Origin of the sequence: Segatella copri, assembly GCF_026015465.1 — a bacterium.
GTDB classification, from domain to species: Bacteria; Bacteroidota; Bacteroidia; order Bacteroidales; family Bacteroidaceae; genus Prevotella; species Prevotella copri_E.
Genome location: NZ_JAPDUQ010000003.1, coordinates 477,614 through 504,357 on the forward strand (window position 1 = coordinate 477,614; position 26,744 = coordinate 504,357).

The window sequence follows — 26,744 nt, forward strand, 5'->3', positions numbered from 1 at the left end:
TAGGGACTTCCGTGCTCAAGGGCGTTAGCCTCTATAAACTATAAACTATAAATTATAAACTGAATATAACGATGGGAAATCCAAAAGCATTTTTGACTATACCTCGCAAGGAAGCAGGTTATAGACCAATTCACGATAGAATCCTCGACTTTAGCGAGGTAGAACAGACATTGAATAGTAACGACCGCCGACAGCAGGCTTCACGTTGCATGGATTGTGGCGTGCCTTTCTGCCACTGGGCTTGTCCGCTGGGCAACAAGGCACCGGAGTGGAATGATGCCCTCTACAAGGGCGACTGGGAGCAGGCTTACCGTCTCCTCAATTCCACCAACGACTTCCCGGAGTTCACAGGACGCATCTGTCCTGCACTCTGCGAGAAGGCTTGTGTGTTGAATCTCATGGATCATGAGCCAACCACCAACCGTGAGGATGAGTGTGCCATCGTGGAGCACGCCTTCTCTGAGGATTATGTGCATGTTGAGATTCCGGAGCGTAATGGCAAGACGGTGGCTGTCATCGGTGCCGGTCCTGCGGGACTGGTAGCTGCCAACCAGTTGAACCACAAGGGATATAAGGTAACAGTGTTCGAGGCACGTGAGAATGCCGGTGGCCTGTTGCGTTATGGTATTCCTAACTTCAAACTCAACAAGAGCATCATCGACCGCCGTCTTCGTCTTCTCGAAGAAGAGGGCATCGAATTCAAATACAATCAGCAGATTGATGTTACCAAGTTGCCAGAAGGCTTCGATGCCTACGTGGTATCTACCGGTACACCGACAGCTCGCGACCTGAAAATTCCTGGAAGAGAGTTGAAGGGTGTTTATTTCGCCCTCGAGCTGCTTTCTCAGCAGAACCGTATCCTCGCAGGTATGGAGTTCTCTAAGGACGAACTGGTTAACTGCAAGGGCAAGGATGTATTGGTAATCGGTGGTGGTGATACAGGTTCCGACTGTATCGGTACTGCTCATCGCCAGGGGTGCAAGAGCGTGACACAGATTGAGATCATGCCTAAGCCTGTAGAAGGCTCAGAGGATCCTAAGAATCCTTGGCCAAACTGGCCTCGCACTTTGAAGACCACCTCAAGTCATGAGGAAGGCTGTACTCGCCGCTGGAACATCAACTCTCTGGAGTTCCTGGGAAAGAACGGCAAGCTGACAGGTGTGAAGGTTCAGCCTATCGACTGGAAGCCAAACCCAGAGGGCGGTCGTCCATTGATGGTGCCAGCAGGTGAGCCAGAGATTATCAAGGCTGAGGCTGTGTTCTTGGCAATGGGCTTTCTAAAGCCACAGCAGCCTGAGTTTGCCGAGAATGTATTCGTGGCAGGCGATGCCGCCAGCGGCGCCTCTCTGGTAGTACGCGCCATGGCAAGCGGCAGAAAGATTGCTGCTCAGGTAGATAAGTTCCTGAACAAATAAATCGGTTATTTTTAACTATAAGTGTAGGGAGGTTGACCTCAGTGATGAGGTTTTCCTCCCTTTTTCTTTCCTCCCTCTCCTTTGTCTTCTGTTCCGCCCCCTTCTGCCCCCGTTCCAGGCGATTCCATCGCCTGTCCCATGAATAATAATCAATAAAAAAGACCATTATTTGTGAATTCTCCCCATATTTCCCTTAATAATTTGGCATTCCCAAATATAAAGTATAAATTTGCACTCAAAAACTTCAGCTAATAATAATTAAACTAAGGAAATAACAGCACAATGAAAAAGAAATTATTAGCTGTTCTCTTGGCGTTGGCAGCCTCTATGCCAATGACTGCACAGAATCTTGTAAAGGGAAATTATGGTTATCTCTATTGTCATATGAGCGATAAGGGGGGAGTGGACAGCCTACGCTATTTCCCGTGATGGTTACAACTATCAGGACATCAATGGCGGCAACCCTATCTTCAATCCAGAAGAGCATGCCCGCATTAAAGGCGGAACCCGTGATGCCTACATCACCTGTATGCATAATGGTAAAGGATACATCATGGTTACCACCGATATGTGCGTGCGCAAGAGTCACAAATGGGACAACTATGGTATCGATCTCCTGAAGAGTAAGGATTTGACGACCTGGACCAGCGTTACCTTCGATTTCCGCAAGGGCATGCAGAACTTCTGCGTTGCCGCCACAGCTACATCTCCTTATAAGGATTGGAGCACCATCAACCGGGTATGGGCACCTCAGATCTTTTAAGACATTCACCAAACTCACCACTCCAAAGCTACTCTTCGACTGGGGCTATGCTACCATCGATGCCGATATCAATTTTTTTAAGAGCGATGGTCTCTACCACATGCTCATCAAGAAAGAGGGTGGAAAGAGTGGTAAAAACTATTGAAATGGAATCAAGAATTAAAAAATATAGAAAAATAAGTGGATTTATTGTTAAGTGCATAGCTGGATAGAATGTTTAGGGGGGATGCTTGTGTAGGTTTAGGTAAGATAAAAAATATGTTATTGCGCGCGTACATTATGATAAAGAAGGAAAATTCGTATGCATGTCTCTCTATTCTACATGCTCCTAGTTAAATCTATCACAGGTGTATTTCCTAATTTGATATGTAGTTTTTATTTAGTCCTTTAAAATAGGCAGAAATAGCTTCTGAAACGGGTTCATTTGTTTATAGATGTTAAAATATAGCTAAAATCTCAACTTTTTTGCGAAAAGATTTGGTGGAATGAAAAATAGTTAGTACTTTTGCACTCGCTTTTGAGAAATACACTTTCTCTTAGCAACAAAAGAAAGAGTTCTTTGAAAGATTTTACATAAACAGACAAGTAGTACAAGAAGCGGTTAACTTCTTAGAAACAAGAAAGTTGACTGGGTAAAAGAAACGAACCGTCAAGCAATTGACAAGTCAGGTTTACTAAGCTTCAATAAACGAAAAAGGATATTCGTCCTAAGTACAGACAACAAACACCGACTTTCTTCTTCGGAAGAAATGAAGTAAAAATGATATTTTACAATGGAGAGTTTGATCCTGGCTCAGGATGAACGCTAGCTACAGGCTTAACACATGCAAGTCGAGGGGAAACGATATTGGAAGCTTGCTTCCGATAGGCGTCGACCGGCGCACGGGTGAGTAACGCGTATCCAACCTGCCCATCACTTGGGGATAACCTTGCGAAAGTAAGACTAATACCCAATGACGTCTCTAGAAGACATCTGAAAGAGATTAAAGATTTATCGGTGATGGATGGGGATGCGTCTGATTAGCTTGTTGGCGGGGTAACGGCCCACCAAGGCGACGATCAGTAGGGGTTCTGAGAGGAAGGTCCCCCACATTGGAACTGAGACACGGTCCAAACTCCTACGGGAGGCAGCAGTGAGGAATATTGGTCAATGGACGAGAGTCTGAACCAGCCAAGTAGCGTGCAGGAAGACGGCCCTATGGGTTGTAAACTGCTTTTATAAGGGAATAAAGTGAGTCTCGTGAGACTTTTTGCATGTACCTTATGAATAAGGACCGGCTAATTCCGTGCCAGCAGCCGCGGTAATACGGAAGGTCCGGGCGTTATCCGGATTTATTGGGTTTAAAGGGAGCGTAGGCCGGAGATTAAGCGTGTTGTGAAATGTAGACGCTCAACGTCTGCACTGCAGCGCGAACTGGTTTCCTTGAGTACGCACAAAGTGGGCGGAATTCGTGGTGTAGCGGTGAAATGCTTAGATATCACGAAGAACTCCGATTGCGAAGGCAGCTCACTGGAGCGCAACTGACGCTGAAGCTCGAAAGTGCGGGTATCGAACAGGATTAGATACCCTGGTAGTCCGCACGGTAAACGATGGATGCCCGCTGTTGGCCTGAATAGGTCAGCGGCCAAGCGAAAGCATTAAGCATCCCACCTGGGGAGTACGCCGGCAACGGTGAAACTCAAAGGAATTGACGGGGGCCCGCACAAGCGGAGGAACATGTGGTTTAATTCGATGATACGCGAGGAACCTTACCCGGGCTTGAATTGCAGAGGAAGGATTTGGAGACAATGACGCCCTTCGGGGCCTCTGTGAAGGTGCTGCATGGTTGTCGTCAGCTCGTGCCGTGAGGTGTCGGCTTAAGTGCCATAACGAGCGCAACCCCTCTCCTTAGTTGCCATCAGGTTAAGCTGGGCACTCTGGGGACACTGCCACCGTAAGGTGTGAGGAAGGTGGGGATGACGTCAAATCAGCACGGCCCTTACGTCCGGGGCTACACACGTGTTACAATGGCAGGTACAGAGAGACGGTCCCTTGCAAAACGGATCAAATCCTTAAAGCCTGTCTCAGTTCGGACTGGGGTCTGCAACCCGACCCCACGAAGCTGGATTCGCTAGTAATCGCGCATCAGCCATGGCGCGGTGAATACGTTCCCGGGCCTTGTACACACCGCCCGTCAAGCCATGAAAGCCGGGGGCGCCTAAAGTCCGTGACCGTAAGGAGCGGCCTAGGGCGAAACTGGTAATTGGGGCTAAGTCGTAACAAGGTAGCCGTACCGGAAGGTGCGGCTGGAACACCTCCTTTCTGGAGAGACGAATTTCCTATAGAAGATTTAGGAACATGACTTAAAAAGTTCGCTTCTCTTCTTGTACGCACCATCTGTTTAATTAAATAAGAGATAGAGAATGTTTGGCAGAGATGCTACTCTTTACCAACACAGTCCTATAGCTCAGTTGGTTAGAGCGCCACACTGATAATGTGGAGGTCGGCAGTTCAAATCTGCCTGGGACTACTTCTTTACTTCTCGATTTGGGGGATTAGCTCAGTTGGCTAGAGCACCTGCTTTGCAAGCAGGGGGTCAACGGTTCGAATCCGTTATTCTCCACTCCAAAGGAAAAGGCTGGTATGAAGTATTTTACTTTTTTACTCTTTTACCTTTAAAAGATCTTTGACATATTGACACAAGCAAAACTGTAAGTAATGAACTTTAGTTCAGACTAAAGTAAATCAAATCGCAAGATGAGATTTCACTTTGTTAGAATACAGCTGAAAGTATGAGCTACTTATTCGTTATTCGGAAACGAGTAACAAGAATACAGTCGTAAAGAAAGTAAGAAAGGGCGTATGGCGGATGCCTAGGCTCACGGAGGCGATGAAGGACGTGATAAGCTGCGATAAGCTTCGGGTAGGTGCAAATAACCCTTGATCCGGAGATTTCCGAATGGGACAACCTAGCCGTCTGAAGGACGGTTACTCTTACCAGTGTAAGAGAGCTAACGCAGGGAACTGAAACATCTTAGTACCTGCAGGAAGAGAAAATAAATGAATGATTCCCCCAGTAGTGGCGAGCGAACGGGGAACAGCCCAAACCAGTGGCGTCGCAAGGCGTGGCTGGGGTTGTAGGACCGCGACATTGTACTGAAATGGTGAGTGGAAGTATCTGGAAAGTTACATCACAGAAGGTGATAATCCTGTACACGAAGCCAGATCAGGCATAGCGGTATCCTGAGTAACGCGGGACACGAGGAATCCTGCGCGAATCTGCCGGGACCATCCGGTAAGGCTAAATACTCCCGTGAGACCGATAGCGAACGAGTACTGTGAAGGAAAGGTGAAAAGAACCCCGAGCAGGGGAGTGAAATAGTTCCTGAAACCATACGCCTACAAGCGGTCGGAGCACAGCAATGTGTGACGGCGTGCCTTTTGCATAATGATCCTACGAGTTACCGTCACTGGCGAGGTTGAGTGTCATGAGACACGTAGCCGCAGTGAAAGCGAGCCTGAAGAGGGCGCACAGTCAGTGGGGGTAGACGCGAAACCAAGTGATCTACACTTGGCCAGGATGAAGTCCCGGTAACACGGGATGGAGGTCCGCACCAATAAGCGTTGAAAAGCTTCTGGATGAGCCGAGTGTAGGAGTGAAAGGCCAATCAAACTTGGAGATAGCTCGTACTCCCCGAAAGGCATTTAGGTGCCGCGTCGGATGGTCACCGTGAGAGGTAGAGCGACCGATAGGACAAGAGGGCTTCACCGCCTATCGAGTCCTGACGAACTCCGAATGCTCACGGTCTGCAGTCCGGCAGTAAGGGGGCGGGTGCTAAGGTCCGTCCCCGAGAGGAGAAGAATCCAGACCGCCGTCTAAGGTCCCGGAGTTCTGCCTGAGTTAGTCTAACGAAGTCTGGTCCCTATGACAGCTAGGATGTTGGCTTGGAAGCAGCCATTCATTCAAAGAGTGCGTAACAGCTCACTAGTCGAGGGTCCGGGCATGGATAATAATCGGGTATAAGGCAGACACCGAAGGCGCGGGATAGCAATTTTAAAAGTATCGGTAGGGGAGCATACTCACAGCGTCGAATGGTGTACGTAAGTTATCCTGGAGCGGTGAGTAAAGCAAATGTAGGAATAAGTAACGATAAGGAGGGTTAGATTCCCTCCCGCTGTAAGACCAAGGTTTCCCGGGCAATGCCAATCAGCCCGGGGTCAGTCGGGTCCTAAGTCTAAGCCGAACGGCGATGGCGATGGCAGAGACGGTTAATATTCCGTCACTGCCGCATGGGGCGACGTGGAGACGGAGCAGTGAAACCACCGCGGGGCGACGGAAGTCCCCGTTGAAGGGTGTAGGCGTTGAGGATGGCAGGCAAATCCACCATCCGAGCTGAACCTGACAGTACGGAGTCCTCCTCGGAGGAATCTGATAGTGTGGGTAATCATACTCCCGAGAAAATCCGCTAAGCTTAACCCATGCGGCACCCGTACCGCAAACGGACACACGTGGTCGGGTAGAACATACTAAGGCGTTGAGAGATTCATGGTTAAGGAACTAGGCAAATTGACCCTGTAACTTCGGGATAAAGGGTCCTCGTGATGAGCGAGGCGCAGAGAATAGGTCCAGGCAACTGTTTAACAAAAACACAGGGCTGTGCAAACTCGAAAGATGACGTATACAGCCTGACACCTGCCCGGTGCCGGAAGGTTAAGAGGAGATGTCACTCGCAAGAGGAAGCATTGAATTGAAGCCCCGGTAAACGGCGGCCGTAACTATAACGGTCCTAAGGTAGCGAAATTCCTTGTCGGGTAAGTTCCGACCTGCACGAATGGTGTAATGATCCGGACGCTGTCTCAACCATGAGCTCAGTGAAATTGTAGTATCGGTGAAGATGCCGATTACCCGCGATGGGACGAAAAGACCCCGTGAACCTTTACTACAGCTTAGCATTGACCTTGGTCATCCGATGTGTAGGATAGGCCGGAGGCTTCGAAGCGGGAGCGCCAGCTTTCGTGGAGCCATCCTTGAAATACGGCCCTTTGGCTGTCTGAGGTCTAACGCGCAGTTGCGCGGACACTGCTTGGTGGGTAGTTTGACTGGGGTGGTCGCCTCCAAAAGCGTAACGGAGGCTTCCAAAGGTGCCCTCGGGTCGATTGGTAACCGACCTCAAAGAGTGCAATGGCATAAGGGCGCTTGACTGGGAGGCAGACATGCCGAGCAGGCAGGAAACTGGGGCATAGTGATCCGGCGGATGTGTATGGAAACTCCGTCGCTCAAAGGATAAAAGGTACTCCGGGGATAACAGGCTGATCCCCCCCAAGAGCTCATATCGACGGGGTGGTTTGGCACCTCGATGTCGGCTCGTCACATCCTGGGGCTGGAGAAGGTCCCAAGGGTTGGGCTGTTCGCCCATTAAAGTGGCACGCGAGCTGGGTTCAGAACGTCGTGAGACAGTTCGGTCTCTATCTATCGTGGGCGTGGGAGTTTTGAGTGGTGCCGTCACTAGTACGAGAGGACCGTGATGGACAGACCTCCGGTTTACCAGTTGTGCCGCCAGGCGCACCGCTGGGTATCTGAGTCTGGATTGGATAAGCGCTGAAAGCATCTAAGTGCGAAGCCAGCCGCAAGATGAGAACTCCATTGAGGGTCGTCAGAGACGATGACGTTGATAGGATGCAGGTGTAAAGACAGCGATGTCAAAGCCGAGCATTACTAATTGCCCGAACACTTTCTGTAAATAAGTTCATAGTTTCAGCTGTTGACTCTCGATAAAATCGAGAGGGACGGTGGTTCTTTACTGATAAATACAGTTTGCTTGTGTGCAAATACGTCATAACCCATTATCAGGTGGTTATTGCGGTGAGGTCCCACCTCTTCCCATTCCGAACAGAGAAGTTAAGCTCACTTGCGCCGATGGTACTGCAATGCAATGCGGGAGAGTAGGTAGCCGCCTCCTTTCAATTTCAGAAGCCTCGATTACGAAAGTAGTCGGGGCTTTTTTTTGTCTGCTCAAGATGTTTTTTATCTGCTCAAGATGTTTTTTATCAGCAGATGACGTTGATTACACAGATTTTTATTATCTTTGCAGCATGATTTGGACCGATAGAATACGACAGGTGAAGATTTTTTTGGTGATAGCGGCAGTGTTTATTGCTGTCGCCTCTCTTGTTGTGTCTCATTTTCTTGTTCGTGATCTAGCAGAAGAGGAACGCAACCGTATGGCGGTTTGGGCTGAAGCTATGCGTACGCTCAATAATGCCGATGAGAATACTGACTTGAACTTGGTATTGAAGGTTATCAATGAAAATAATTCCATTCCGGTTATCGTAATGGATTCTGAAAAACATGCTCAGACTTTTCGTAATGTTGATGTGGAAGGGAAAGATTATGCAGCTTCCCTTGCTTATGCTTCTGCCATCGGTCAGCGGCTCTTGAAACAAGGCAAGAATATTAAAATTGAACTAGATGATTCAACGCATGACTATATTCAGGTTTGCTATGATGAATCCCTCATGATACGACGTCTGTCAGCTTATCCTTATATTCAGTTGGGGGTAGTCATGCTCTTTGTGGTTATTGCCATCTTTGCTTTGCTTACTTCCAAAAGAGCGGAACAGAATAAGGTGTGGGTGGGCTTGTCTAAAGAAACTGCTCATCAGTTGGGTACTCCAATTTCCAGTCTGATGGCTTGGATTGAAATTCTGAAGATGAATTATCCGGATGACGAACTCATTCCTGAAATGAACAAGGATATCCAGCGTTTGCAACTGATAGCAGACCGCTTCTCAAAGATAGGTGCCCTGCCAGAACCTGTTCCTGCAAGTTTGAACGAAGTGATGAATCATGTTATAGACTACATGGATCGTCGAACATCGAAGAATGTTAAACTGGTGAAGGAAATACCTGAACAGGATGTTATCGTTAAGATGAATGCCTCTCTCTTTGAATGGGTGATAGAAAATCTGTCGAAGAATGCTGTTGATGCTATGGGAGCAAATGGTGGACAGATTACGCTCCATGTGGAAGAAATAGATGATAAAGCTATTATAGAAGTTTCAGATACAGGAAATGGTATAAGAAAAAAGGATTTGAAGAATGTATTCCGTCCCGGTTTTACTACCAAAAAGCGAGGCTGGGGCTTAGGTTTATCACTAGCTAAACGAATCGTAGAAGAATACCATCATGGTAAAATATGGGTGAAAAGTACAGAAATTGGGCATGGAACCACCTTCAGAATCGAGTTAAAGAAAGAATAATCAATTAATAATGAGTGATTTTAGTGATTTTTACATAAAAAATTATTTTATCTCAAAAATTATTTGTAACTTTGCAGCCCGAAACAATATAGTATATATTGAATATGTGTAACATAGATTCTTTTAAGATTGATTTGAAAGCTTTACCTCAAGGTATAACCGAAAAGGAATTTAAGCTTACCAATGAATATTTTGAGGCAATCGATGCTCCTGATGTTCAGAGAGGCGAGTTGTCAAGTAGTCTGTCTATCAATAGGACGGATGACTTCTTCGAACTCAATTTCCATACTGAGGGAGTGGTTCACATACCATGCGACATCTGTCTGGACGATATGGATCAAACCATTGAGACTAATGACAGGCTAGTCGTAAAATTCGGAGAAGAGTACTCAGAGGATGATGATCTGGTGACTGTGGCCGAGAACGAAGGAATACTCGATGTCGCCTGGTTTATCTATGAATTTATAGATCTCAATATTCCCATCAAGCATGTGCATGCACCTGGAAAATGCAACCCTGCTATGATTGAAAAGCTCAATGAGCATTCTGCCGCCCGAAGCGGTGAGGAAGAAGAGGAAACTGTAGATCCACGCTGGGAAGCTCTATTGAAATTGAAAAAATAAAAATTAAAATTTTAAACATTTAAAAATTATGGCACATCCTAAAAGAAGACAGTCAAAGACACGTACACTTAAGAGAAGAACTCATGATAAGGCAGTAGCTCCTACATTGGCAGTTTGCCCTAACTGTGGTGCATACTATGTATACCACACTGTTTGCCCTACTTGCGGTTACTATCGTGGTAAGGTTGCAATCGTTAAGGAAGCAGCTGAATAATGGGTAAAATTAATGCTGTAATTACAGGTGTCGGCGGCTACGTGCCAGACTATATCCTCAACAACGAGGAATTGTCTCGCATGGTAGATACTACAGATGAGTGGATTACCACCCGTGTGGGTATCAAAGAGCGCCGCATCCTTACAGAGGAAGGCCTCGGAACCAGCTATCTGGCGCGTAAAGCTGCCAAGCAGTTGATTCAGAAGACTGGCGTTGATCCAGATACAATCGATGCACTGATTGTAACAACCACGACACCTGACTACAAGTTCCCTTCTACAGCATCTATCGTCCTCGGTAAGCTGGGCTTGAAGAATGCTTTCGCATTTGACTTCTCTGCAGCTTGCTGTGGATTCTTGTATACCCTTGATGTTGCTGCAAGCATGATTCAGAGTGGTAGATACAAGAAGATTATTGTGATTGGTGCTGACAAGATGTCTTCATTGGTAGATTACACAGACCGTGCTACTTGTGTTCTCTTCGGAGATGGAGCAGGTGCGGTTTTGGTGGAGGCAACTGAAGAGGAGAACGTTGGTGTTCAGAACTCATACCTTCGTACAGATGGACAAGGTTTGCCTTTCCTTCACATGAAGGCTGGTGGTTCTGTTTGCCCTCCATCACATTTTACAGTTGATCATCGCCTGCACTATCTTTATCAGGAAGGTCGTACTGTATTCCGTTACGCAGTAACAGATATGAGCAACGACGTGATGAAGATCATGGAAATGAACAATCTGAAGGCTGATGATGTGAACTGGGTAATTCCTCACGAGGCTAATCTCCGTATTATCGAGGCAGTAACCAAGCGTGCTGGAATTCCATTTGATAAGGTGGTTGTAAACATCGATCATTATGGAAATACTAGTGCAGCAACAATTCCATTGGCACTCTGGGATGCTGAAAGTCAATTGAAGAAGGGCGATAACGTCATCTTCACAGCATTTGGTGCAGGATTTGTACATGGCGCTTCTTTCTATAAGTGGGCGTATGATGGCGCTGCTTACGGAAAGTAATCTATAAAAATAGGATAGAATAATAATCTATATAAGGAAACGCATCTTTCTTATTTCTCTATAAATAAGTAAGGATGCGTTTCTTTAGCTTAAAAACAATAGAGCTTAACTTCTTGATAGTAAAATTTTGCTAAATTCAATTTTTTATGCATAAAGCTGGTTTCGTTAATATAGTAGGTAACCCTAATGTGGGAAAAAGTACCTTGATGAATCAATTGGTGGGTGAACGTATTAGTATTGCAACTTTTAAGGCTCAGACAACCCGTCATCGTATCATGGGTATTGTGAATACTGATGATATGCAGATTGTATTTTCTGATACTCCTGGTGTTTTGAAGCCAAATTACAAGATGCAGGAGATGATGCTTGCCTTCTCTGAGAGTGCATTGGCGGATGCTGATGTGCTGCTTTATGTGACTGATGTGATAGAAAATCCTGAAAAGAACATGGAATTCTTGGAAAAGGTTAAGAAAATGCAGATTCCTGTACTCTTGCTTATCAACAAGATTGATCAGAGTGATCCGAAGAAGTTGGGTGATATTGTTGAAAAATGGCACTCTTTGTTGCCTAATGCAGAGATTCTTCCTATCTCAGCGAAGAATAAATTCGGAACGGATATGCTCTTGAAGCGCATTAAGGAACTCTTGCCGGAATCTCCTGCTTTCTTTGATAAGGATCAGCTGACAGACAAGCCTGCCCGTTTCTTCGTTTCAGAGATTATCCGAGAAAAGATTTTGCTCTATTATGATAAGGAGATACCTTATTCTGTAGAGGTAAGAGTGGAGCGATTTAAGGAAGATGAAAAACGTATCCACATTAATGCAGTGATTTATGTTGAACGTGATTCCCAAAAGGGTATCATCATCGGGCACCAGGGTATCGCATTGAAAAAGGTGAATACCGAGAGTCGTAAGGCTTTGGAAAAGTTCTTCGACAAGAAAATCTTCTTGGAGACTTTCGTAAAAGTTGATAAGGATTGGCGCAGCTCTCAGAGAGAACTTGATGCCTTTGGATATAATCCGGAATAATTGATAGTTAAGAGTTAATAGTTTAAAGACGCCTTAATAACTATAAACTATCAACTGTAAACTATCAACTAAAATAACTCCTCCCTGAATGTAATCGAGGGAGTGACTCTCGCCAAAAGAGCGAGGGCTGGAGCAAGGTCAGCTTCGGCAAATTATTAACTTGGATGCAGGGACCACATCCTTGAATACCTCCTAAAAGGAAGGAGGATAATGACTGTTTATGGCAAATTTAGTAGCTATTGTAGGACGCCCTAATGTGGGTAAGTCTACTTTATTTAATCGTTTGACTCAATCACGTCGCGCTATCGTTAGTGATACTGCCGGTACTACTCGTGACCGTCAGTATGGTAAGTGCAGTTGGAATGGTAGAGAATTTTCGGTTGTTGATACCGGTGGTTGGGTTGTAAAATCTGATGATATTTTTGAAGATGCTATCCGCAAGCAGGTACTTGTTGCTACAGAAGAGGCTGACCTGGTTCTCTTCCTGGTAGACGTTAACACTGGCCTTACTGATTGGGATGAAGATGTGGCGCTAATTTTGCGTCGTGCCAAATTGCCTGTTATCCTTGTTGCTAACAAGGTTGATAACAGCGCAGAGTATTATCAGGCTGCTGAGTTCTACAAGTTAGGCTTGGGGGATCCTCAGTGTATCAGTGCTGCTACAGGTGGTGGCACTGGTGATTTGCTTGATATGATTCTGGACAAACTTCAGGATAATCCTGAGGAGGCAATCGAAGAAGATATTCCTCGTTTTGCGGTAGTAGGTCGTCCGAATGCTGGTAAGAGTAGCATTATCAATGCTTTTATCGGTGAGAATCGTAATATCGTGACAGAAATTGCTGGTACTACACGTGATAGTATCTATACCAGATACGATAAGTTTGGTTTCGATTTTTACCTGGTTGATACAGCTGGTATCCGTCGTAAAAACAAGGTAAGCGAAGACTTGGAATTCTATTCTGTGATGCGTTCTATCCGTGCCATCGAGAATAGTGATGTCTGCATCCTGATGCTTGATGCTACCCGTGGTATCGAGACCCAGGATATGAACATCTTCCAGTTGATTCAGAAGAACAACAAGAGTCTGGTGGTTGTCGTAAACAAATGGGATTTGGTTGAGGAGAAGAATCAGAAGGTAATTGATACTTTTGAAAATGCTATCCGCAAGCGTATGGCTCCATTCGTAGACTTTCCTATCATCTTTGCTTCAGCCTTGACTAAGCAGCGTATTTTCCGAGTATTGGAAACTGCCAAGGAAGTTTACCAGAACCGTAAGGCTCATATTGGAACTTCTAAGTTGAATGAGGTGATGTTGCCTATTATCGAGGCATATCCTCCACAGAGCATAAAGGGTAAGTATATCAAAATTAAGTATTGCACCCAGTTGCCTAATACAACGATTCCTTCGTTTGTGTTCTATGCAAACTTGCCTCAGTATGTCAAGGAGAACTATCGCCGTTTCCTGGAGAATAAGATTCGTGAGAACTGGTCATTACATGGCTGTCCTATCAACGTCTTCATTCGTCAGAAGTAAATAAATGAAGCGAAGAATGCAGAATCAAAGTGTATAAAAATGAAGAAACTTTTGATTTTTATGATATTCATGGTGGGATTGGTATTTTCTTCCTGTAGGGAGGAGAAACCTGATCCTGGCTATCTTGCAGGTATTGCTGCCAAGGGATATTATGATTTGCTTTTAGAGGGCAAGTATAAGGAGTTTGTAGACGGCTACAATCAACCTTATCGGTTGCCAAATGGCTATCAGGATCAATTGCTGATGAATGCCAAAATGTTTGTTGAGCAGCAGCAAGATGAACATAAAGGTATGGTTAAGGTGAATGTTCTGAATGCAAAAGCTGATACAGCGCATCATGTTGCTGATGTTTTTTTGCAAGTGGTGTATGGTGACAGTACTAAAGAACAGATTGTGGTACCTATGGTAGAGGTAAAGGATGCCTGGAAAATGAGATAGTATTTAATTTGTAATAAAAAAGCCATCAGCCAGTTTTTGGTCTGATGGCTTTTTTTTTGAACGATACTGTTTTATTTGTTTTTAGCTTCTTCCAGCTCCACCTCCTTTACTTTGCGGAATAGATCGGAAGCAAAGACTAAATCGTTGAGTTTCTCGTTTGTTGAGGTCATCACTTCATCTTTGTTGCCTTGCCATTCTTTATGACCCTGGTAGATAAAGCAGATGTTTTCACCAATGCCCATCACCGAATTCATGTCGTGGGTATTGATGATGGTAGTCATATTATAGTCTTTGGTGATGCCTGAAAGCAGTTCATCTATCACAAGTGAGGTCTTTGGATCCAAACCTGAGTTTGGCTCATCGCAGAACAAGTATTTCGGATTCATTACGATGGCACGTGCAATAGCTACTCGTTTCTGCATACCACCCGAGATTTCTCCAGGATATTTCTGCTGAGCCTCTATCAGATTGACGCGGTCAAGACATTCCTGAGCCCGTTTTACGCGCTCCCTGTAATTCATGGTAGAGAACATATCAAGTGGAAACATGACATTCTCAAGTACATTCAAAGAGTCGAACAGGGCTGCGCTTTGGAAAATCATTCCCATCTCGCGGCGCATCAGAACTTTTTCTTTTTTCGACATCCGGGTGAAGTCACGGTCATCGTAGAGAACTTCGCCACTTGTAGGCTGAAGTAATCCTACGAGATTCTTCATGAGTACGGTCTTTCCGGAACCGCTCTGTCCGATTATCAAATTAGTCTTTCCTGTTTCAAAGGTGACGTTTATATTGTCTAATACAACCTTGTCGCCAAACGACTTGGTGAGATTTCTAACTTCTATCATAGTTTACGAGAGAATTTGAGTGAGGAAAACATCTGAAAACAGAATCAAAACACTAGAACAGACAACAGCATCGGTTGATGATTTTCCAACCTCAACAGATCCACCTTCTACGGTATAACCGAAATAAGAAGATACGCTGGAAATGATGAATGCAAAGAAAAGACTCTTGATGATGCTCATCCATACAAACCATTGGTTAAATGAATGTTGCAAGCCGAGTGTCAGATCATCTGGTGGTAGGATATGCCCAATATACGCTGTTCCGTAGGCGCCGATGATACCCATGCCAGAACTGAAGATAACCAGGAATGGCATGATGGTGACCAAGCCGATGATTTTAGGCAGAATGAGGTAACATGCTGAATTTACTCCCATGATATCAAGGGCATCAATCTGTTGGGTGACACGCATAGTTCCCAACTCCGAAGCGATATTAGAACCCACTTTACCTGCGAGAATCAGACACATGATACTTGATGAGAACTCCAGAAGCATGATTTCTCGAGTGGTGTAACCTGAAACCCATCGTGGCATCCATGGACTCTGAATGTTCAATTTCATCTGGATGCAGATAACTGCTCCAATGAAGAAGGATATCAGTAAAACGATACCAATAGAGTCAATACCCAATTGCGACATCTCCTTGATGTATTGTTTCAAGAACATGCGCATGCGCTCAGGACGGGAAAAAGAACGTCCCATCAATATGAGATATTTACCGAAGGTGGTAAGCCATTTTTCTATTAACATGCTATTATAAAACTGAATTTTGCTGCAAAATTAACCAAAATCCTCTAAAAAACTGCAATATTATGAATAGTTTTTGATTTTATAAGCGATATTTCCTTTATTTTTAGTATTTTTGCAGCCAAATTAGCTAATTATGGACGAAATTAACAATAACGAACAGCAAAATCAGAATTCTCTGGTTTTGCGAACAGAGGGATTGGTGAAGCGCTATGGTAAACGAACGGTTGCCAATGGAGTTTCTATCAATGTGAAGCAAGGAGAAATTGTGGGATTACTTGGACCTAATGGTGCTGGTAAGACAACTTCTTTCTATATGACAACTGGACTTGTTGTGCCTAATGAGGGACATGTCTTTCTGGGAGATCAGGAAATTACTAATTTTCCTGTATACAAACGTGCCCGTGCGGGAATCGGATACCTGCCTCAGGAGGCCAGTGTTTTCCGCAAGATGAGTGTTGAGGACAATATACTTTCAGTCTTGGAAATGACAGGAAAACCACGTAGTTATCAGTTGCAGAAGTTAGAGAGTCTTATTAGCGAGTTTCGTCTCAATAAGGTTCGTAAGAATAAGGGTGACCAGCTTTCCGGAGGTGAGCGCCGCCGTACAGAGATTGCCCGTTGCCTGGCTATTGACCCAAAGTTTATCATGCTCGATGAGCCATTTGCTGGTGTTGACCCTATTGCGGTAGAAGATATTCAGCATATTGTATGGCAGTTGAAGTATCGCAATATCGGTATTTTGATTACCGACCATAATGTACAGGAGACTCTGACCATTACAGACAGAGCCTATCTGCTGTTCGAAGGAAAGATTCTTTTCCAGGGCAAACCTGAGGAATTGGCAGAGAATAAGATTGTGCGCGAAAAGTATCTGAGTAATAGTTTTGTGCTCAGAAAGAAGGACTTTCAGCTCATAGATGAGCAAAAAAGAGCCAAAGAAGCAGCGTCTGATGGTTAAAAAATCATTTTTTTCTCTTATATATTAGGTATATCCATTAAAAATGTGTAATTTTGCAAGCCAATTGCGGTTATACACGAAAACTGTAGAATTAAAGAAAATATTAACAATAATAAAATAACAAATATCAAGATGAAAATTTCATTTGAAAATCCTGACAAGATTAATGGTCTTTTGACCCTCGTTGTCGAAGAGGAAGATTACAAGAATGATGTCGAGAAGACATTGAAAGATTATCGTAAGAAGGCTAATGTTCCAGGTTTCCGTCCTGGTCAGGCTCCTATGGGTATGATTAAGCGTCAGTTCGGTCCATCTGTAAAAATGGAAGCTATCAACAAGCTCGTTGGTCAGCAGATTTACAAGTATGTACAGGACAACAATATCCAGATGCTCGGTGAGCCTCTCCCATCAGAGAAGCAGGAGCCAGCTGACTTGGAGAATGGTACTTCTTTCACATTTATGTTTGATATCGCTGTTGCTCCAGAGTTCAAGGTAACTCTCAATGGTCGCGACAAGGTTGATTATTATAACATCACAGTTGATGATAAGATTCTCGATCAGCAGATTGATATGTACGCTCAGCGTGCAGGTAGCTATGAGAAGGGTGAGAAGTACGAGGAGAATGACCTTTTGAAGGGTGACTTGCGTGAGCTTGATGAAAATGGCAATACCAAGGAAGGTGGTATCACTGTAGAGGGTGCTATCCTGATGCCTAGCTACATCAAGGTTGACGAGCAGAAGAATCTCTTCAACGATGCTAAGCTCGGTGATGTAATTACATTCAACCCTAAGAAGGCTTATCCAGAGAACGATACTGAGGTTTCTTCACTCCTGAAGATTGAGCGTGAAGCTGTTAAGGACTTGGAGTCAGAGTTCAGCTTCCAGATTACAGAAATCCAGCGTTTCAAGAAGCATGAAATCAACGAAGAGCTCTTTAAGCAGGTTCTCGGTGAGGATACTGACGTGAAGGACGAGGCTGCTTTCCGTGCTAAGATTGCAGAGGGCTTGCAGGCACAGCTCGTTAACGACTCAGATTATAAGTTCATCCTCGATGTTCGCGAGCACTGCGAGAAGAAGGTTGGTGAATTGCAGTTCCCAGATGCACTCTTGAAGCGTATCATGTTGGCTAACAACAAGGATAAGGGCGAGGAGTTCGTAGAGAAAAACTATGCTGAGAGCATCAAGGAGTTGACATGGCATCTTATCAAGGAGCAGCTTATCAAGGCTCAGAATATCAAGGTTGATGACAATGACCTGATGGAGACAGCTAAGGAGGCAGCTCGTGCTCAGTTCGCTCAGTATGGTATGAACAACATTCCTGAGGAGTACATTGAGAACTATGCTAAGGAAATCCTCAAGAAGGGTGACGCTACAGATGCACTTGTAGATCGCTCTATCGATCGTAAGTTGGCTGCATCTCTGAAAACAGCAGTAAAGCTTAACGAAAAGGAGATTTCTGTAGAAGATTTCAACAAGATGATGCAGGAATAACATTTTTTTGAAAAAAAACTTCAAATAAATACGAGGTTATCGACTTTTTTTATTATCTTTGTTCCACCGAACGAGAAATAAGGGTCGATAACCTCTTTTTTCGTATGGTTTAAGACGTAAAATACTATATAGATATGAATGATTTTAGAAAATATGCAACCAAGCATCTTGGTATGAATGGTATGGTGCTTGATGATGTAATTAAGGCACAGGCTCAGTATATGAACCCTTACATCTTGGAGGAGCGTCAGTTGAACGTTACTCAGATGGATGTATTCTCTCGCTTGATGATGGATCGTATCATCTTCCTGGGTACACAGATTGATGACTACACAGCAAATACATTGCAGGCGCAATTGCTGTATCTTGATTCTGTAGATAGTGGTAAGGATATTTCTATCTATTTAAACAGCCCTGGTGGTAGCGTTACTGCTGGTTTGGGTATTTATGATACCATGCAGTTTATCTCTAGCGATGTAGCTACTATCTGTACAGGTATGGCTGCTTCTATGGCTGCCGTGCTGCTCGTTTCTGGCCAGGAGGGTAAACGCTCTGCTTTGCCACATAGCCGTGTCATGATTCACCAGCCATTAGGTGGCGTTCAGGGTCAGGCTTCTGATATTGAGATTGAGGCTCGCGAAATCTTGAAGATGAAAAAGGAATTGTATACTATCATTTCAGACCATTCTCATACTCCTTATGATAAGGTTTATACTGATAGCGACCGTAACTATTGGATGACAGCTGAAGAAGCCAAGGAATATGGAATGATAGATAATGTGTTGATTCGTAAATAACGAATTGTTTTAAGTAAATATGCGTATATATAATAAGGTGCGCAAGAAGAGATAATAATTATAATATGCCAAAGAAAGTATGTAGCTTCTGTGGAAGATCAGAAAAAGAAGTCAGATTACTCATCACGGGTATCAATGGCTTCATTTGCGAAGATTGTGCTAAGCAGGCTTATGATATTATACAGTCTACAGGAGTCTTAGCTCCTAAAGCTGGAGAGGGTAAGTTTGTTCTCAAAGAGGTGCCAAAGCCTGTAGAGATCAAAAAATACCTGGATGAATATATCATCGGTCAGGATCAGGCTAAGCGCAATTTGGCTGTCGCTGTATATAACCACTACAAGCGTTTGCAGCAGCCAAAGGATGAAGATGGTGTAGAAATCGAAAAGAGTAATATCATCATGGTTGGTAGTACCGGTACAGGTAAAACCTTGTTGGCGCGTACAATAGCTAAGATGTTGGATGTTCCTTTCACCATTGTTGATGCCACTGTATTTACTGAAGCAGGTTATGTGGGTGAAGACGTTGAAAGCATCTTGTCGCGTCTGTTGCAGGTTGCTGATTATGATGTGGCTGCAGCAGAAAGGGGAATTGTGTTCATTGATGAGATTGATAAGATAGCCCGCAAGAGCGATAATCCTTCTATCACGCGTGATGTGAGTGGCGAAGGTGTACAGCAGGGATTGTTGAAACTCTTGGAAGGTACCATGGTTAATGTTCCGCCTAAGGGCGGACGCAAGCATCCTGATCAGGATTATATCCATGTAGATACCAAGAATATCCTGTTTATCTGTGGTGGTGCTTTTGACGGTATTGAGCGTAAAATAGCTCAGCGTATGAATACGCACGTAGTAGGCTATAATTCGGTTCAGAATGTAGCTAAGATAGATAAGAAGGATTTGATGCAGTATATCCTTCCACAGGATTTGAAGTCTTTTGGCTTGATACCTGAAATTATCGGCCGTTTGCCTGTGCTTACTTATCTCAATCCGTTGGATAGGGAGGCTTTGCGCAAAATCTTGGTTGAACCTAAGAATTCAATTGTCAAGCAGTATCAGAAATTGTTTGAGATGGATGGCATCAAGTTGAAGTTTGATGAGGAAGCACTCGATTATATCGTAGATAAGGCGGTAGAGTATAAATTGGGTGCTCGCGGGCTTCGTTCAATTGTTGAAGCTGTGATGATGGATGCTATGTTTGAGATTCCATCAGAGAAGGTTAAATCATTCACTGTTACGCTGGAGTATACCAAGCAACAGTTGGATAAATCTCATCTCGGACAGTTGGAAACAGCATAAATCAGTTGGGCTTTTCGCCCAATTGAATGCTATTTAATCGTATATATAGACATATATAATAATAGGTGGATATGACAGAACAGGTTAATCTTACAGGACAGTTGAAGCATTATTTCGGCTTCGATTCGTTTAAGGGTGATCAAGAGGCAATCATCAGAAATTTGATGAGTGGCAATGATACTTTTGTATTGATGCCTACAGGTGGCGGTAAGAGTTTGTGTTACCAGTTGCCTTCGCTCATTATGGAGGGCACTGCTATTGTAATTTCTCCTCTGATTGCTTTGATGAAGAACCAGGTAGATGTTATTAATGGTTTGAGTGAAAGTGATGGCGTGGCTCATTATCTCAATTCATCATTGAATAAGTCGGCTATTGAGAAGGTGAAGAATGATATTCTCAATGGTACGACCAAACTCCTGTATGTTGCACCTGAATCTTTGACGAAAGAAGATAATGTTGAGTTCCTTAAAACTGTAAAGATTTCGTTCTATGCCATTGATGAGGCTCACTGTATCTCTGAGTGGGGACACGATTTCAGACCAGAGTATCGTCGTATTCGCCCTATTATTAACGAAATAGGTGTTGCACCTGTGATAGCGCTTACAGCTACTGCAACAGATAAGGTACGTACTGATATCAAGAAAAACTTAGGCATCATGGATGCCAAAGAATTCAAGAGTTCTTTTAACCGCCCTAACTTGTATTATGAGGTGCGCCCGAAGAACAAGGATATCGATCGTCAGATCATCATGTTTATTCGTCAACACAAAGGAAAGAGTGGTATTATCTATTGTCTCTCCCGTAAGAAAGTAGAGGAATTGGCAGAGGTGTTGAAAGCCAATGAAATCAAAGCGGCTCCTTATCATGCCGGTCTTGATTCGGCTACCCGTTCTCAAACCCAGGATGATTTTCTGATGGAGCGTATTGATGTCATTGTTGCTACTATCGCCTTCGGAATGGGTATCGATAAACCTGATGTCCGTTTTGTTATTCATTATGATATACCCAAGAGCTTGGAAGGTTATTATCAGGAAACGGGTAGAGCCGGACGTGATGGAGGCGAGGGTATATGTATCGCCTTCTATGCCCGTAAAGACCTCAGAAAACTGGAGAAGTTTATGGAGAACAAACCTGTAGCAGAACAGGATATCGGCAGACAGTTGTTGCAGGAAACGGCTGCCTATGCAGAATCGTCTGTCTGTCGCAGAAAAATGTTGCTTCATTATTTTGGTGAGGAATATCATGAAGAAAACTGCCATAACTGCGACAACTGCCTGCATCCTACAGAAAAATTCGAGGCTAAGGATGCGCTGCTCGTTGTTTTGGAGTCTGTTGCTGCGGTGAAGGAGAATTTCCGCCAGGAATATATCATCGATTTTGTAAAGGGACGTGCTACTGATGATATTGTTTCTCACAAGCATGATGAACTGGAGGAGTTTGGAGCAGGAGAAGATATGGATGCCAAAGTTTGGAATCCTGTTATCCGTCAGGCGTTGATAGCCGGTTATCTCAAAAAAGATGTAGAGAACTATGGCCTTTTGAAGTTGACAGCTGCGGGTAAGCGTTTCATTAAGAATCCTGAATCATTCATGATCGTTGCCGATAAGGAATTCTCTGATGATTTTGATGGAGCGCCTCTGAGCGAGCATAATACAGGTGCTTTGGATCAGACACTTTTCTCCATGTTGAAAGACTTGCGTAAGACAGTAGCAAAGAAGCATAAATTGCCGCCTTATGTTATTTTCCAGGATATTTCTCTGGAACAGATGGCAACGATGTATCCTGTAGATATGCAGGAATTGCAGAACATACAGGGAGTTGGAGCCGGTAAGGCAAAGAGGTATGGTAAGGAGTTCTGTAAATTGATCAATCAGTATTGTGAAGAGAATCTGATAGAGCGTCCTGAGGAATTACGTGTCAGGACAGTTGCCAAGAAATCAGTCTTGAAGGTAAGCATCATTCAGAGCATTGACCGCCAGATAGATCTTGATGATTTGGCAGAAGCAAAAGGTTTGGATTTCTCAGAATTGCTTGACGAAATAGAGGCAATCGTTTACAGCGGTACCAAGCTGAATATCGATTATTTCATAGAGGAAGTTGTGGATGATGACCATGTAGATGACATCTACGATTACTTCATGGAGAGCGATACTGATGATTTGAATGCGGCTCAAGATGAATTGGGTGAAGACTACAATGAAGACGAAATTCGACTCGTCAGAATCAAGTTTTTGTCCGAACAAGCCAACTAATCACGTTAAATAGCATTAATAAGGTAAGATTTTCGTGAAAAGCGAACTCTATCTGAGAAATTATTGCTAAATTTGCACGCAATAAATTTTTAAAGGTTACAATATGTCATCATTTGTTGCAGATAAAATTGTAATGGACGGTCTCACTTACGACGACGTCCTTCTTATCCCTGCGTATTCAGAGGTACTACCAAAACAGGTAGAGTTGAAAACCAAGTTCTCTCGTAACATCGAGTTGAACGTTCCATTCGTTACAGCAGCGATGGACACCGTTACCGAGGCTTCAATGGCGATAGCTATCGCTCGTGAAGGTGGTATCGGTGTAATTCACAAGAACATGACCATTGAGGAGCAAGCTCGTCAGGTTGCTATTGTGAAGCGTGCTGAGAATGGTATGATTTATGACCCTGTCACCATCCGTCGTGGCAGTACAGTGAAGGATGCTCTTGATATGATGCACGATTATCATATCGGTGGTATTCCTGTGGTAGATGATGAAAATCATCTTGTAGGTATTGTTACCAACCGTGATCTTCGTTTTGAGCGCCACATGGACAAGAAGATTGATGAGGTAATGACCAGCGAGAATTTGGTTACCACTCACATCCAGACCGACTTGGTTGCAGCTGCTGCCATCTTGCAGGAGAATAAGATTGAGAAACTCCCTGTAGTTGACAACGAGAATCACCTGGTAGGTTTGATTACTTACAAGGATATCACAAAGGCTAAGGATAAACCTATGGCTTGCAAGGATGCCAAAGGCCGTCTTCGTGTGGCTGCCGGTGTGGGTGTTACCATAGATACATTGGATCGTGCCAAGGCTTTGGTTGAGGCTGGTGCTGATGCTATCGTTATCGATACTGCTCATGGTCACTCTAAGGGTGTAGTTGAGAAACTCAAGCAGGTTAAGGCTGCCTTCCCACAGGTAGATGTTGTAGTAGGTAATGTGGCTACAGGTGAGGCTGCCAAGTATTTGGTAGAGAATGGTGCTGATGGCGTTAAGGTAGGTATCGGTCCTGGTTCTATCTGTACTACTCGTGTGGTTGCCGGTGTTGGCGTTCCACAGTTGAGTGCTGTTTATGATGTATATTCAGCTCTTAAGGGTACTGGTGTGCCTTTGATAGCTGATGGCGGTCTTCGTTACTCAGGTGATGTTGTGAAGGCTTTGGCTGCCGGTGGTAGCTGCGTCATGATCGGTTCTTTGGTTGCTGGTACCGAGGAGAGTCCTGGTGATACCATTATCTTCAATGGCCGTAAGTTTAAGAGCTATCGTGGTATGGGTTCTTTGGAGGCTATGGAACAGAAGAATGGTTCTAAGGACCGTTACTTCCAGGGTGATACCAAGGATGTCAAGAAATTGGTTCCAGAGGGTATCGCTGGTCGTGTGCCTTATAAGGGAACTGTCCAGGAGGTCATCTACCAGCTGATTGGTGGCTTGCGTTCTGGTATGGGATATTGTGGTGCTGCTACCATCGAGAACTTGCACAATGCCAAGTTCGCTCGTATCACAAATGCAGGTGTGTTGGAGAGTCATCCACATGATATCACTATCACTAGTGAGGCTCCTAACTATAGCCGTCCTGAATAATATAATTAGGAAATATGAAGTTTTATGCACTTATAGCGGCAATGCTCCTTTCGGGGAGCATTGCTTTTGCTCATACCGACCCAATTGTTATGATTATTGATGGTCAATCTGTCAAGAAGTCGGAATTTGAGTACTTTTATCAGAAAAATCATTTGGGAAATACGGTTGATTCTAAAAGTGTCAAGGTGTTTGCCGATGGCTTTGTTAATTATAAGCTGAAAGTGCAAGCTGCTAAGGATGCTCATCTCGATACTTTGCCTAATATCAGGCGTGTGTTGAAACGATATGATGATGTCGAGTCATGCGAGTTGATGCCCGATAAAGGCAGTGTTCATGTTGCACATATCCTCTTGAGATTGGGACAGAAAGCATCTTACCATGAACAGGAGGTGGTGGAAAGAAGAATCGATTCTATTTATCAGGCTCTTTGCAAAGGTGCAGATTTTGCAGACCTGGCAAAAAAGTGTTCTGATGATAAAGGGTCTGCGGTCAATGGGGGTACTTTGGCATGGTTTACAAAAGGTCAGACTGTGCAGGCTTTTGAAAAAGTAGCTTTCTCTCTGCGAAAGGGTGAGATTAGTAGACCGTTTATGTCTGAGTTTGGTTATCACATCGTCAAGTTGCTGGATAAACATGATGATGGTAATCAGAAAAAATATGTTGCTGATGCTAAGGTAGAAAATTGGCGGGGAACCTACCGGCAGCAGGAGGAAGTAGAAAACCTTTTGCTGAATGAAATCTGCCAGCGTAATATTTGGGATAAGGCTGCTGCTGATAAAAAAGGTCTGGCTGCCTTCTATGCCAAGAATAAGAAAAAATACAAATGGGAAATGAAGCGCCTGAAGAAGATGAAGGTTAATCTGCCCCGGAATGGTGAATACCCGGATGTGGTACTTGCTGACTATCAAGACTCGTTAGAGAAACAATGGGTCGCACAATTGAAGAAGAAATATAAAGTGGTGGTTTTCCATAGCATGTTGACCACTCTCAATATACATTAATATATTATAGAAACAATACATGAATACTGGATATAAAATGACAATGGCATTTATAGCCCTGCTGATGATAGTAGGAATAAGTGCTAGTGCAACTAGAGCAAGCCGTAGTGCTTTGGCTCATGAGGCTGATTCTGCAAATATCAAGCAACAAGCTGCTGCTGATTCTCAGAAAATCAATGAGGGTAGTGTGGTTGATGAGGTAATTTGGGTTGTCGGCGATGAGGCTATCCTGAAGTCAGACGTCGAGGTAACCCGTTTGCAGGCTGAGGCTGAAGGTATTAAATATACTGGTGACCCAGACTGTTCTATTCCTGAGCAGATTGCCGTTCAGAAACTGTTTCTCCATCAGGCAGCTATCGATAGTATCGAAGTATCTGAGTCAGAAGTCATGAATGGTATCGACGAACAGATCAACAGTTGGGTTTCCATGATTGGTTCTCGTGAAAAACTGGAGGAGTATCGCAAGCAAAGTATCACCCAGATGCGCCAGCAGATGCATGATGATTTCAAAAACCAACAGCTGATTCAGAAGATGAAGCAGGAACTGGTGAAGGATATCAAGGTGTCTCCAGCTCAGGTACGTAAATACTTTAAGGATTTACCTGCCGACAGTATCCCTTTTGTTCCTACAGAGGTAGAGGTTGAGATTCTTACCATGCAGCCACGCATTCCTCTTGAGGAGATTAACCGTGTGAAAAATCAGTTGCGTGAGTTTACTGACCGTGTGAATAAGGGTGAGACTTCTTTTGCTACTTTGGCTCGTCTTTATTCTGAGGATCCGGGTTCAGCCCGTATGGGTGGCGAGATGGATTATATCGGTAGAGGTATGTTGGATCCTGCGTTTGCAAATGTAGCATTCAATCTTACCGATCCTAAGAAAATCTCAAAGATTGTTGAGTCTGAGTTTGGTTATCATATCATCCAGTTGATTGATAAGCGTGGTGATAAGATTAAGTGTCGCCATATCCTGCTTAAGCCTCAGGTTTCTCAGGATGCTATTGATAAGTCTATCGGCCGTCTGGATTCTATCGGTAATGATATCCGTGCCGCTAAGTTTACCTTTGAGCAGGCTGTTGAAGCATTGTCTGATGATAAGGATACCCGCAACAACAAGGGTTTGATGGCCAATGTTACTCCTGACCAGTCAAGAACTTCTCGCTTCCAGATGAAGGATCTGCCTACCGAGGTTGCCCGTACGGTAGATACAATGAAGGTAGGTGAGGTTTCTGCACCTTTCACGATGGTGAATTCCAAGGGTAAAACCACTTGTGCTTTGGTAAAACTGGTAAGCCGTGTTGACGGACATAGAGCTACTATTACCGAAGATTTTCAGGTGATGAAGGATGTAGTGTTGGCTAAGGAGCGTGCCCAGACCTTGCACGATTGGGTAGTCAATAAAATCAAGCAGACTTATGTTCGTATGAACGATCGCTATAAGGATTGTAAGTTTGAATATCAAGGTTGGATTAAATGATAAATAAAAGATTAAATAATCATAT

General features: G+C 44.1%; 18 protein-coding genes, 2 tRNA genes, 3 rRNA genes and 1 pseudogene. 22 read left to right on the top strand and 2 right to left on the bottom strand.

Annotated features, from left to right (window positions below; all coding sequences use genetic code 11):
- Window positions 1-71: 71 nt before the first annotated feature.
- The 14 genes and pseudogenes from ONT08_RS13085 (at window position 72) to ONT08_RS13150 (ending at window position 14,268) form a co-directional block, all read left to right on the top strand.
- The gene (locus ONT08_RS13085; protein ID WP_119236225.1) at window positions 72-1,415 is read left to right on the top strand and encodes a glutamate synthase subunit beta; all 1,344 of its coding nucleotides are present in this window, start codon (window positions 72-74) and stop codon (window positions 1,413-1,415) included.
- A gap of 282 nt (window positions 1,416-1,697) precedes the next feature.
- Window positions 1,698-2,311, top strand: a pseudogene (locus ONT08_RS13090) (glycoside hydrolase family 43 protein); the annotation flags it as partial.
- A 637-nt stretch (window positions 2,312-2,948) separates the two neighbouring features.
- Window positions 2,949-4,480 (top strand): 16S ribosomal RNA (locus ONT08_RS13095).
- A gap of 134 nt (window positions 4,481-4,614) precedes the next feature.
- Window positions 4,615-4,688: transfer RNA gene (locus ONT08_RS13100), tRNA-Ile, on the top strand.
- 19 nt (window positions 4,689-4,707) lie between these two features.
- A tRNA-Ala gene (locus tag ONT08_RS13105) sits at window positions 4,708-4,781 on the top strand.
- A gap of 219 nt (window positions 4,782-5,000) precedes the next feature.
- Window positions 5,001-7,898 (top strand): 23S ribosomal RNA (locus ONT08_RS13110).
- Window positions 7,899-8,005: 107 nt separating this feature from the next.
- Window positions 8,006-8,118: ribosomal RNA gene (rrf, locus tag ONT08_RS13115) — 5S ribosomal RNA — on the top strand.
- The 16S, 23S and 5S rRNA genes sit together here with 2 tRNA genes alongside, the layout of an rRNA operon.
- A gap of 133 nt (window positions 8,119-8,251) precedes the next feature.
- On the top strand, window positions 8,252-9,418 hold the full coding sequence (locus tag ONT08_RS13120; protein ID WP_117588050.1) for a sensor histidine kinase: 1,167 nt from the start codon (window positions 8,252-8,254) through the stop codon (window positions 9,416-9,418).
- Between the two features lie 104 nt (window positions 9,419-9,522).
- Entirely contained in the window at window positions 9,523-10,041 is a 519-nt protein-coding gene (locus tag ONT08_RS13125; RefSeq protein WP_118190142.1) for a YceD family protein, read from the top strand.
- A gap of 28 nt (window positions 10,042-10,069) precedes the next feature.
- Entirely contained in the window at window positions 10,070-10,255 is a 186-nt protein-coding gene (gene rpmF, locus ONT08_RS13130; protein WP_006848356.1) for a 50S ribosomal protein L32, read from the top strand.
- A complete protein-coding gene (locus tag ONT08_RS13135; protein WP_254974337.1) occupies window positions 10,255-11,268 on the top strand; it encodes a beta-ketoacyl-ACP synthase III in 1,014 nt (337 codons plus the stop codon). Before rpmF ends, ONT08_RS13135 begins: the two co-directional genes overlap by 1 nt.
- 146 nt (window positions 11,269-11,414) lie before the next feature.
- Window positions 11,415-12,296, top strand: a complete 882-nt coding sequence (gene era, locus ONT08_RS13140; RefSeq protein ID WP_006848354.1) for a GTPase Era — start codon at window positions 11,415-11,417, stop codon at window positions 12,294-12,296.
- 220 nt (window positions 12,297-12,516) lie between these two features.
- Window positions 12,517-13,830, top strand: a complete 1,314-nt coding sequence (gene der / locus ONT08_RS13145) for a ribosome biogenesis GTPase Der (RefSeq protein WP_117588047.1) — start codon at window positions 12,517-12,519, stop codon at window positions 13,828-13,830.
- A gap of 39 nt (window positions 13,831-13,869) precedes the next feature.
- A complete protein-coding gene (locus ONT08_RS13150; protein WP_117588046.1) occupies window positions 13,870-14,268 on the top strand; it encodes a hypothetical protein in 399 nt (132 codons plus the stop codon).
- Between the two features lie 71 nt (window positions 14,269-14,339).
- Here the strand turns inward: ONT08_RS13150 and ONT08_RS13155 are convergent, their stop codons facing one another.
- Together ONT08_RS13155 and ONT08_RS13160 are read right to left on the bottom strand one after the other, a co-directional pair.
- Window positions 14,340-15,113 (bottom strand): ABC transporter ATP-binding protein, encoded by a 774-nt coding sequence (locus ONT08_RS13155; protein WP_022121318.1) that lies wholly within the window; start codon window positions 15,111-15,113, stop codon window positions 14,340-14,342.
- A 3-nt stretch (window positions 15,114-15,116) separates the two neighbouring features.
- Window positions 15,117-15,863, bottom strand: a complete 747-nt coding sequence (locus ONT08_RS13160; protein WP_118085747.1) for an MlaE family ABC transporter permease — start codon at window positions 15,861-15,863, stop codon at window positions 15,117-15,119.
- Between the two features lie 133 nt (window positions 15,864-15,996).
- On the opposite strand from ONT08_RS13160, the gene lptB reads away from it, so the two are divergent.
- The 8 genes from lptB (at window position 15,997) to ONT08_RS13200 (ending at window position 26,719) form a co-directional block, all read left to right on the top strand.
- Entirely contained in the window at window positions 15,997-16,821 is an 825-nt protein-coding gene (lptB, locus tag ONT08_RS13165; protein WP_117587385.1) for an LPS export ABC transporter ATP-binding protein, read from the top strand.
- Window positions 16,822-16,953: 132 nt separating this feature from the next.
- Entirely contained in the window at window positions 16,954-18,312 is a 1,359-nt protein-coding gene (tig, locus tag ONT08_RS13170) for a trigger factor (protein ID WP_117587386.1), read from the top strand.
- Between the two features lie 134 nt (window positions 18,313-18,446).
- Window positions 18,447-19,109, top strand: a complete 663-nt coding sequence (gene clpP / locus ONT08_RS13175) for an ATP-dependent Clp endopeptidase proteolytic subunit ClpP (RefSeq protein ID WP_117587387.1) — start codon at window positions 18,447-18,449, stop codon at window positions 19,107-19,109.
- A gap of 65 nt (window positions 19,110-19,174) precedes the next feature.
- On the top strand, window positions 19,175-20,404 hold the full coding sequence (clpX, locus tag ONT08_RS13180; protein WP_117587388.1) for an ATP-dependent Clp protease ATP-binding subunit ClpX: 1,230 nt from the start codon (window positions 19,175-19,177) through the stop codon (window positions 20,402-20,404).
- A 71-nt stretch (window positions 20,405-20,475) separates the two neighbouring features.
- Entirely contained in the window at window positions 20,476-22,656 is a 2,181-nt protein-coding gene (recQ, locus tag ONT08_RS13185; RefSeq protein ID WP_117728554.1) for a DNA helicase RecQ, read from the top strand.
- 103 nt (window positions 22,657-22,759) lie between these two features.
- Window positions 22,760-24,244, top strand: coding sequence for an IMP dehydrogenase (gene guaB / locus ONT08_RS13190; RefSeq protein WP_118085748.1), 1,485 nt, complete (start codon window positions 22,760-22,762; stop codon window positions 24,242-24,244).
- 14 nt (window positions 24,245-24,258) lie between these two features.
- Window positions 24,259-25,245 carry a peptidylprolyl isomerase gene (locus ONT08_RS13195; protein WP_254974341.1) on the top strand — a complete coding sequence of 329 codons (987 nt, stop codon included), beginning with the start codon at window positions 24,259-24,261 and terminating at the stop codon, window positions 25,243-25,245.
- Between the two features lie 19 nt (window positions 25,246-25,264).
- The gene (locus tag ONT08_RS13200; protein WP_006848341.1) at window positions 25,265-26,719 is read left to right on the top strand and encodes a peptidylprolyl isomerase; all 1,455 of its coding nucleotides are present in this window, start codon (window positions 25,265-25,267) and stop codon (window positions 26,717-26,719) included.
- Window positions 26,720-26,744 lie beyond the last annotated feature (25 nt).

Coding starts and splice junctions, on each gene's coding strand:
- ONT08_RS13135 (WP_254974337.1), top strand. CDS start 10,255: ATGGGTAAAATTAATGCTGTAATTACAGGTGTCGGCGGCTACGTGCCA.
- guaB (WP_118085748.1), top strand. CDS start 22,760: ATGTCATCATTTGTTGCAGATAAAATTGTAATGGACGGTCTCACTTAC.
- rpmF (WP_006848356.1), top strand. CDS start 10,070: ATGGCACATCCTAAAAGAAGACAGTCAAAGACACGTACACTTAAGAGA.
- lptB (WP_117587385.1), top strand. CDS start 15,997: ATGGACGAAATTAACAATAACGAACAGCAAAATCAGAATTCTCTGGTT.
- ONT08_RS13120 (WP_117588050.1), top strand. CDS start 8,252: ATGATTTGGACCGATAGAATACGACAGGTGAAGATTTTTTTGGTGATA.
- ONT08_RS13200 (WP_006848341.1), top strand. CDS start 25,265: ATGAATACTGGATATAAAATGACAATGGCATTTATAGCCCTGCTGATG.
- ONT08_RS13160 (WP_118085747.1), bottom strand. CDS start 15,863: ATGTTAATAGAAAAATGGCTTACCACCTTCGGTAAATATCTCATATTG.
- era (WP_006848354.1), top strand. CDS start 11,415: ATGCATAAAGCTGGTTTCGTTAATATAGTAGGTAACCCTAATGTGGGA.
- recQ (WP_117728554.1), top strand. CDS start 20,476: ATGACAGAACAGGTTAATCTTACAGGACAGTTGAAGCATTATTTCGGC.
- tig (WP_117587386.1), top strand. CDS start 16,954: ATGAAAATTTCATTTGAAAATCCTGACAAGATTAATGGTCTTTTGACC.
- ONT08_RS13150 (WP_117588046.1), top strand. CDS start 13,870: ATGAAGAAACTTTTGATTTTTATGATATTCATGGTGGGATTGGTATTT.
- ONT08_RS13085 (WP_119236225.1), top strand. CDS start 72: ATGGGAAATCCAAAAGCATTTTTGACTATACCTCGCAAGGAAGCAGGT.
- clpX (WP_117587388.1), top strand. CDS start 19,175: ATGCCAAAGAAAGTATGTAGCTTCTGTGGAAGATCAGAAAAAGAAGTC.
- ONT08_RS13125 (WP_118190142.1), top strand. CDS start 9,523: ATGTGTAACATAGATTCTTTTAAGATTGATTTGAAAGCTTTACCTCAA.
- der (WP_117588047.1), top strand. CDS start 12,517: ATGGCAAATTTAGTAGCTATTGTAGGACGCCCTAATGTGGGTAAGTCT.
- clpP (WP_117587387.1), top strand. CDS start 18,447: ATGAATGATTTTAGAAAATATGCAACCAAGCATCTTGGTATGAATGGT.
- ONT08_RS13195 (WP_254974341.1), top strand. CDS start 24,259: ATGAAGTTTTATGCACTTATAGCGGCAATGCTCCTTTCGGGGAGCATT.
- ONT08_RS13155 (WP_022121318.1), bottom strand. CDS start 15,113: ATGATAGAAGTTAGAAATCTCACCAAGTCGTTTGGCGACAAGGTTGTA.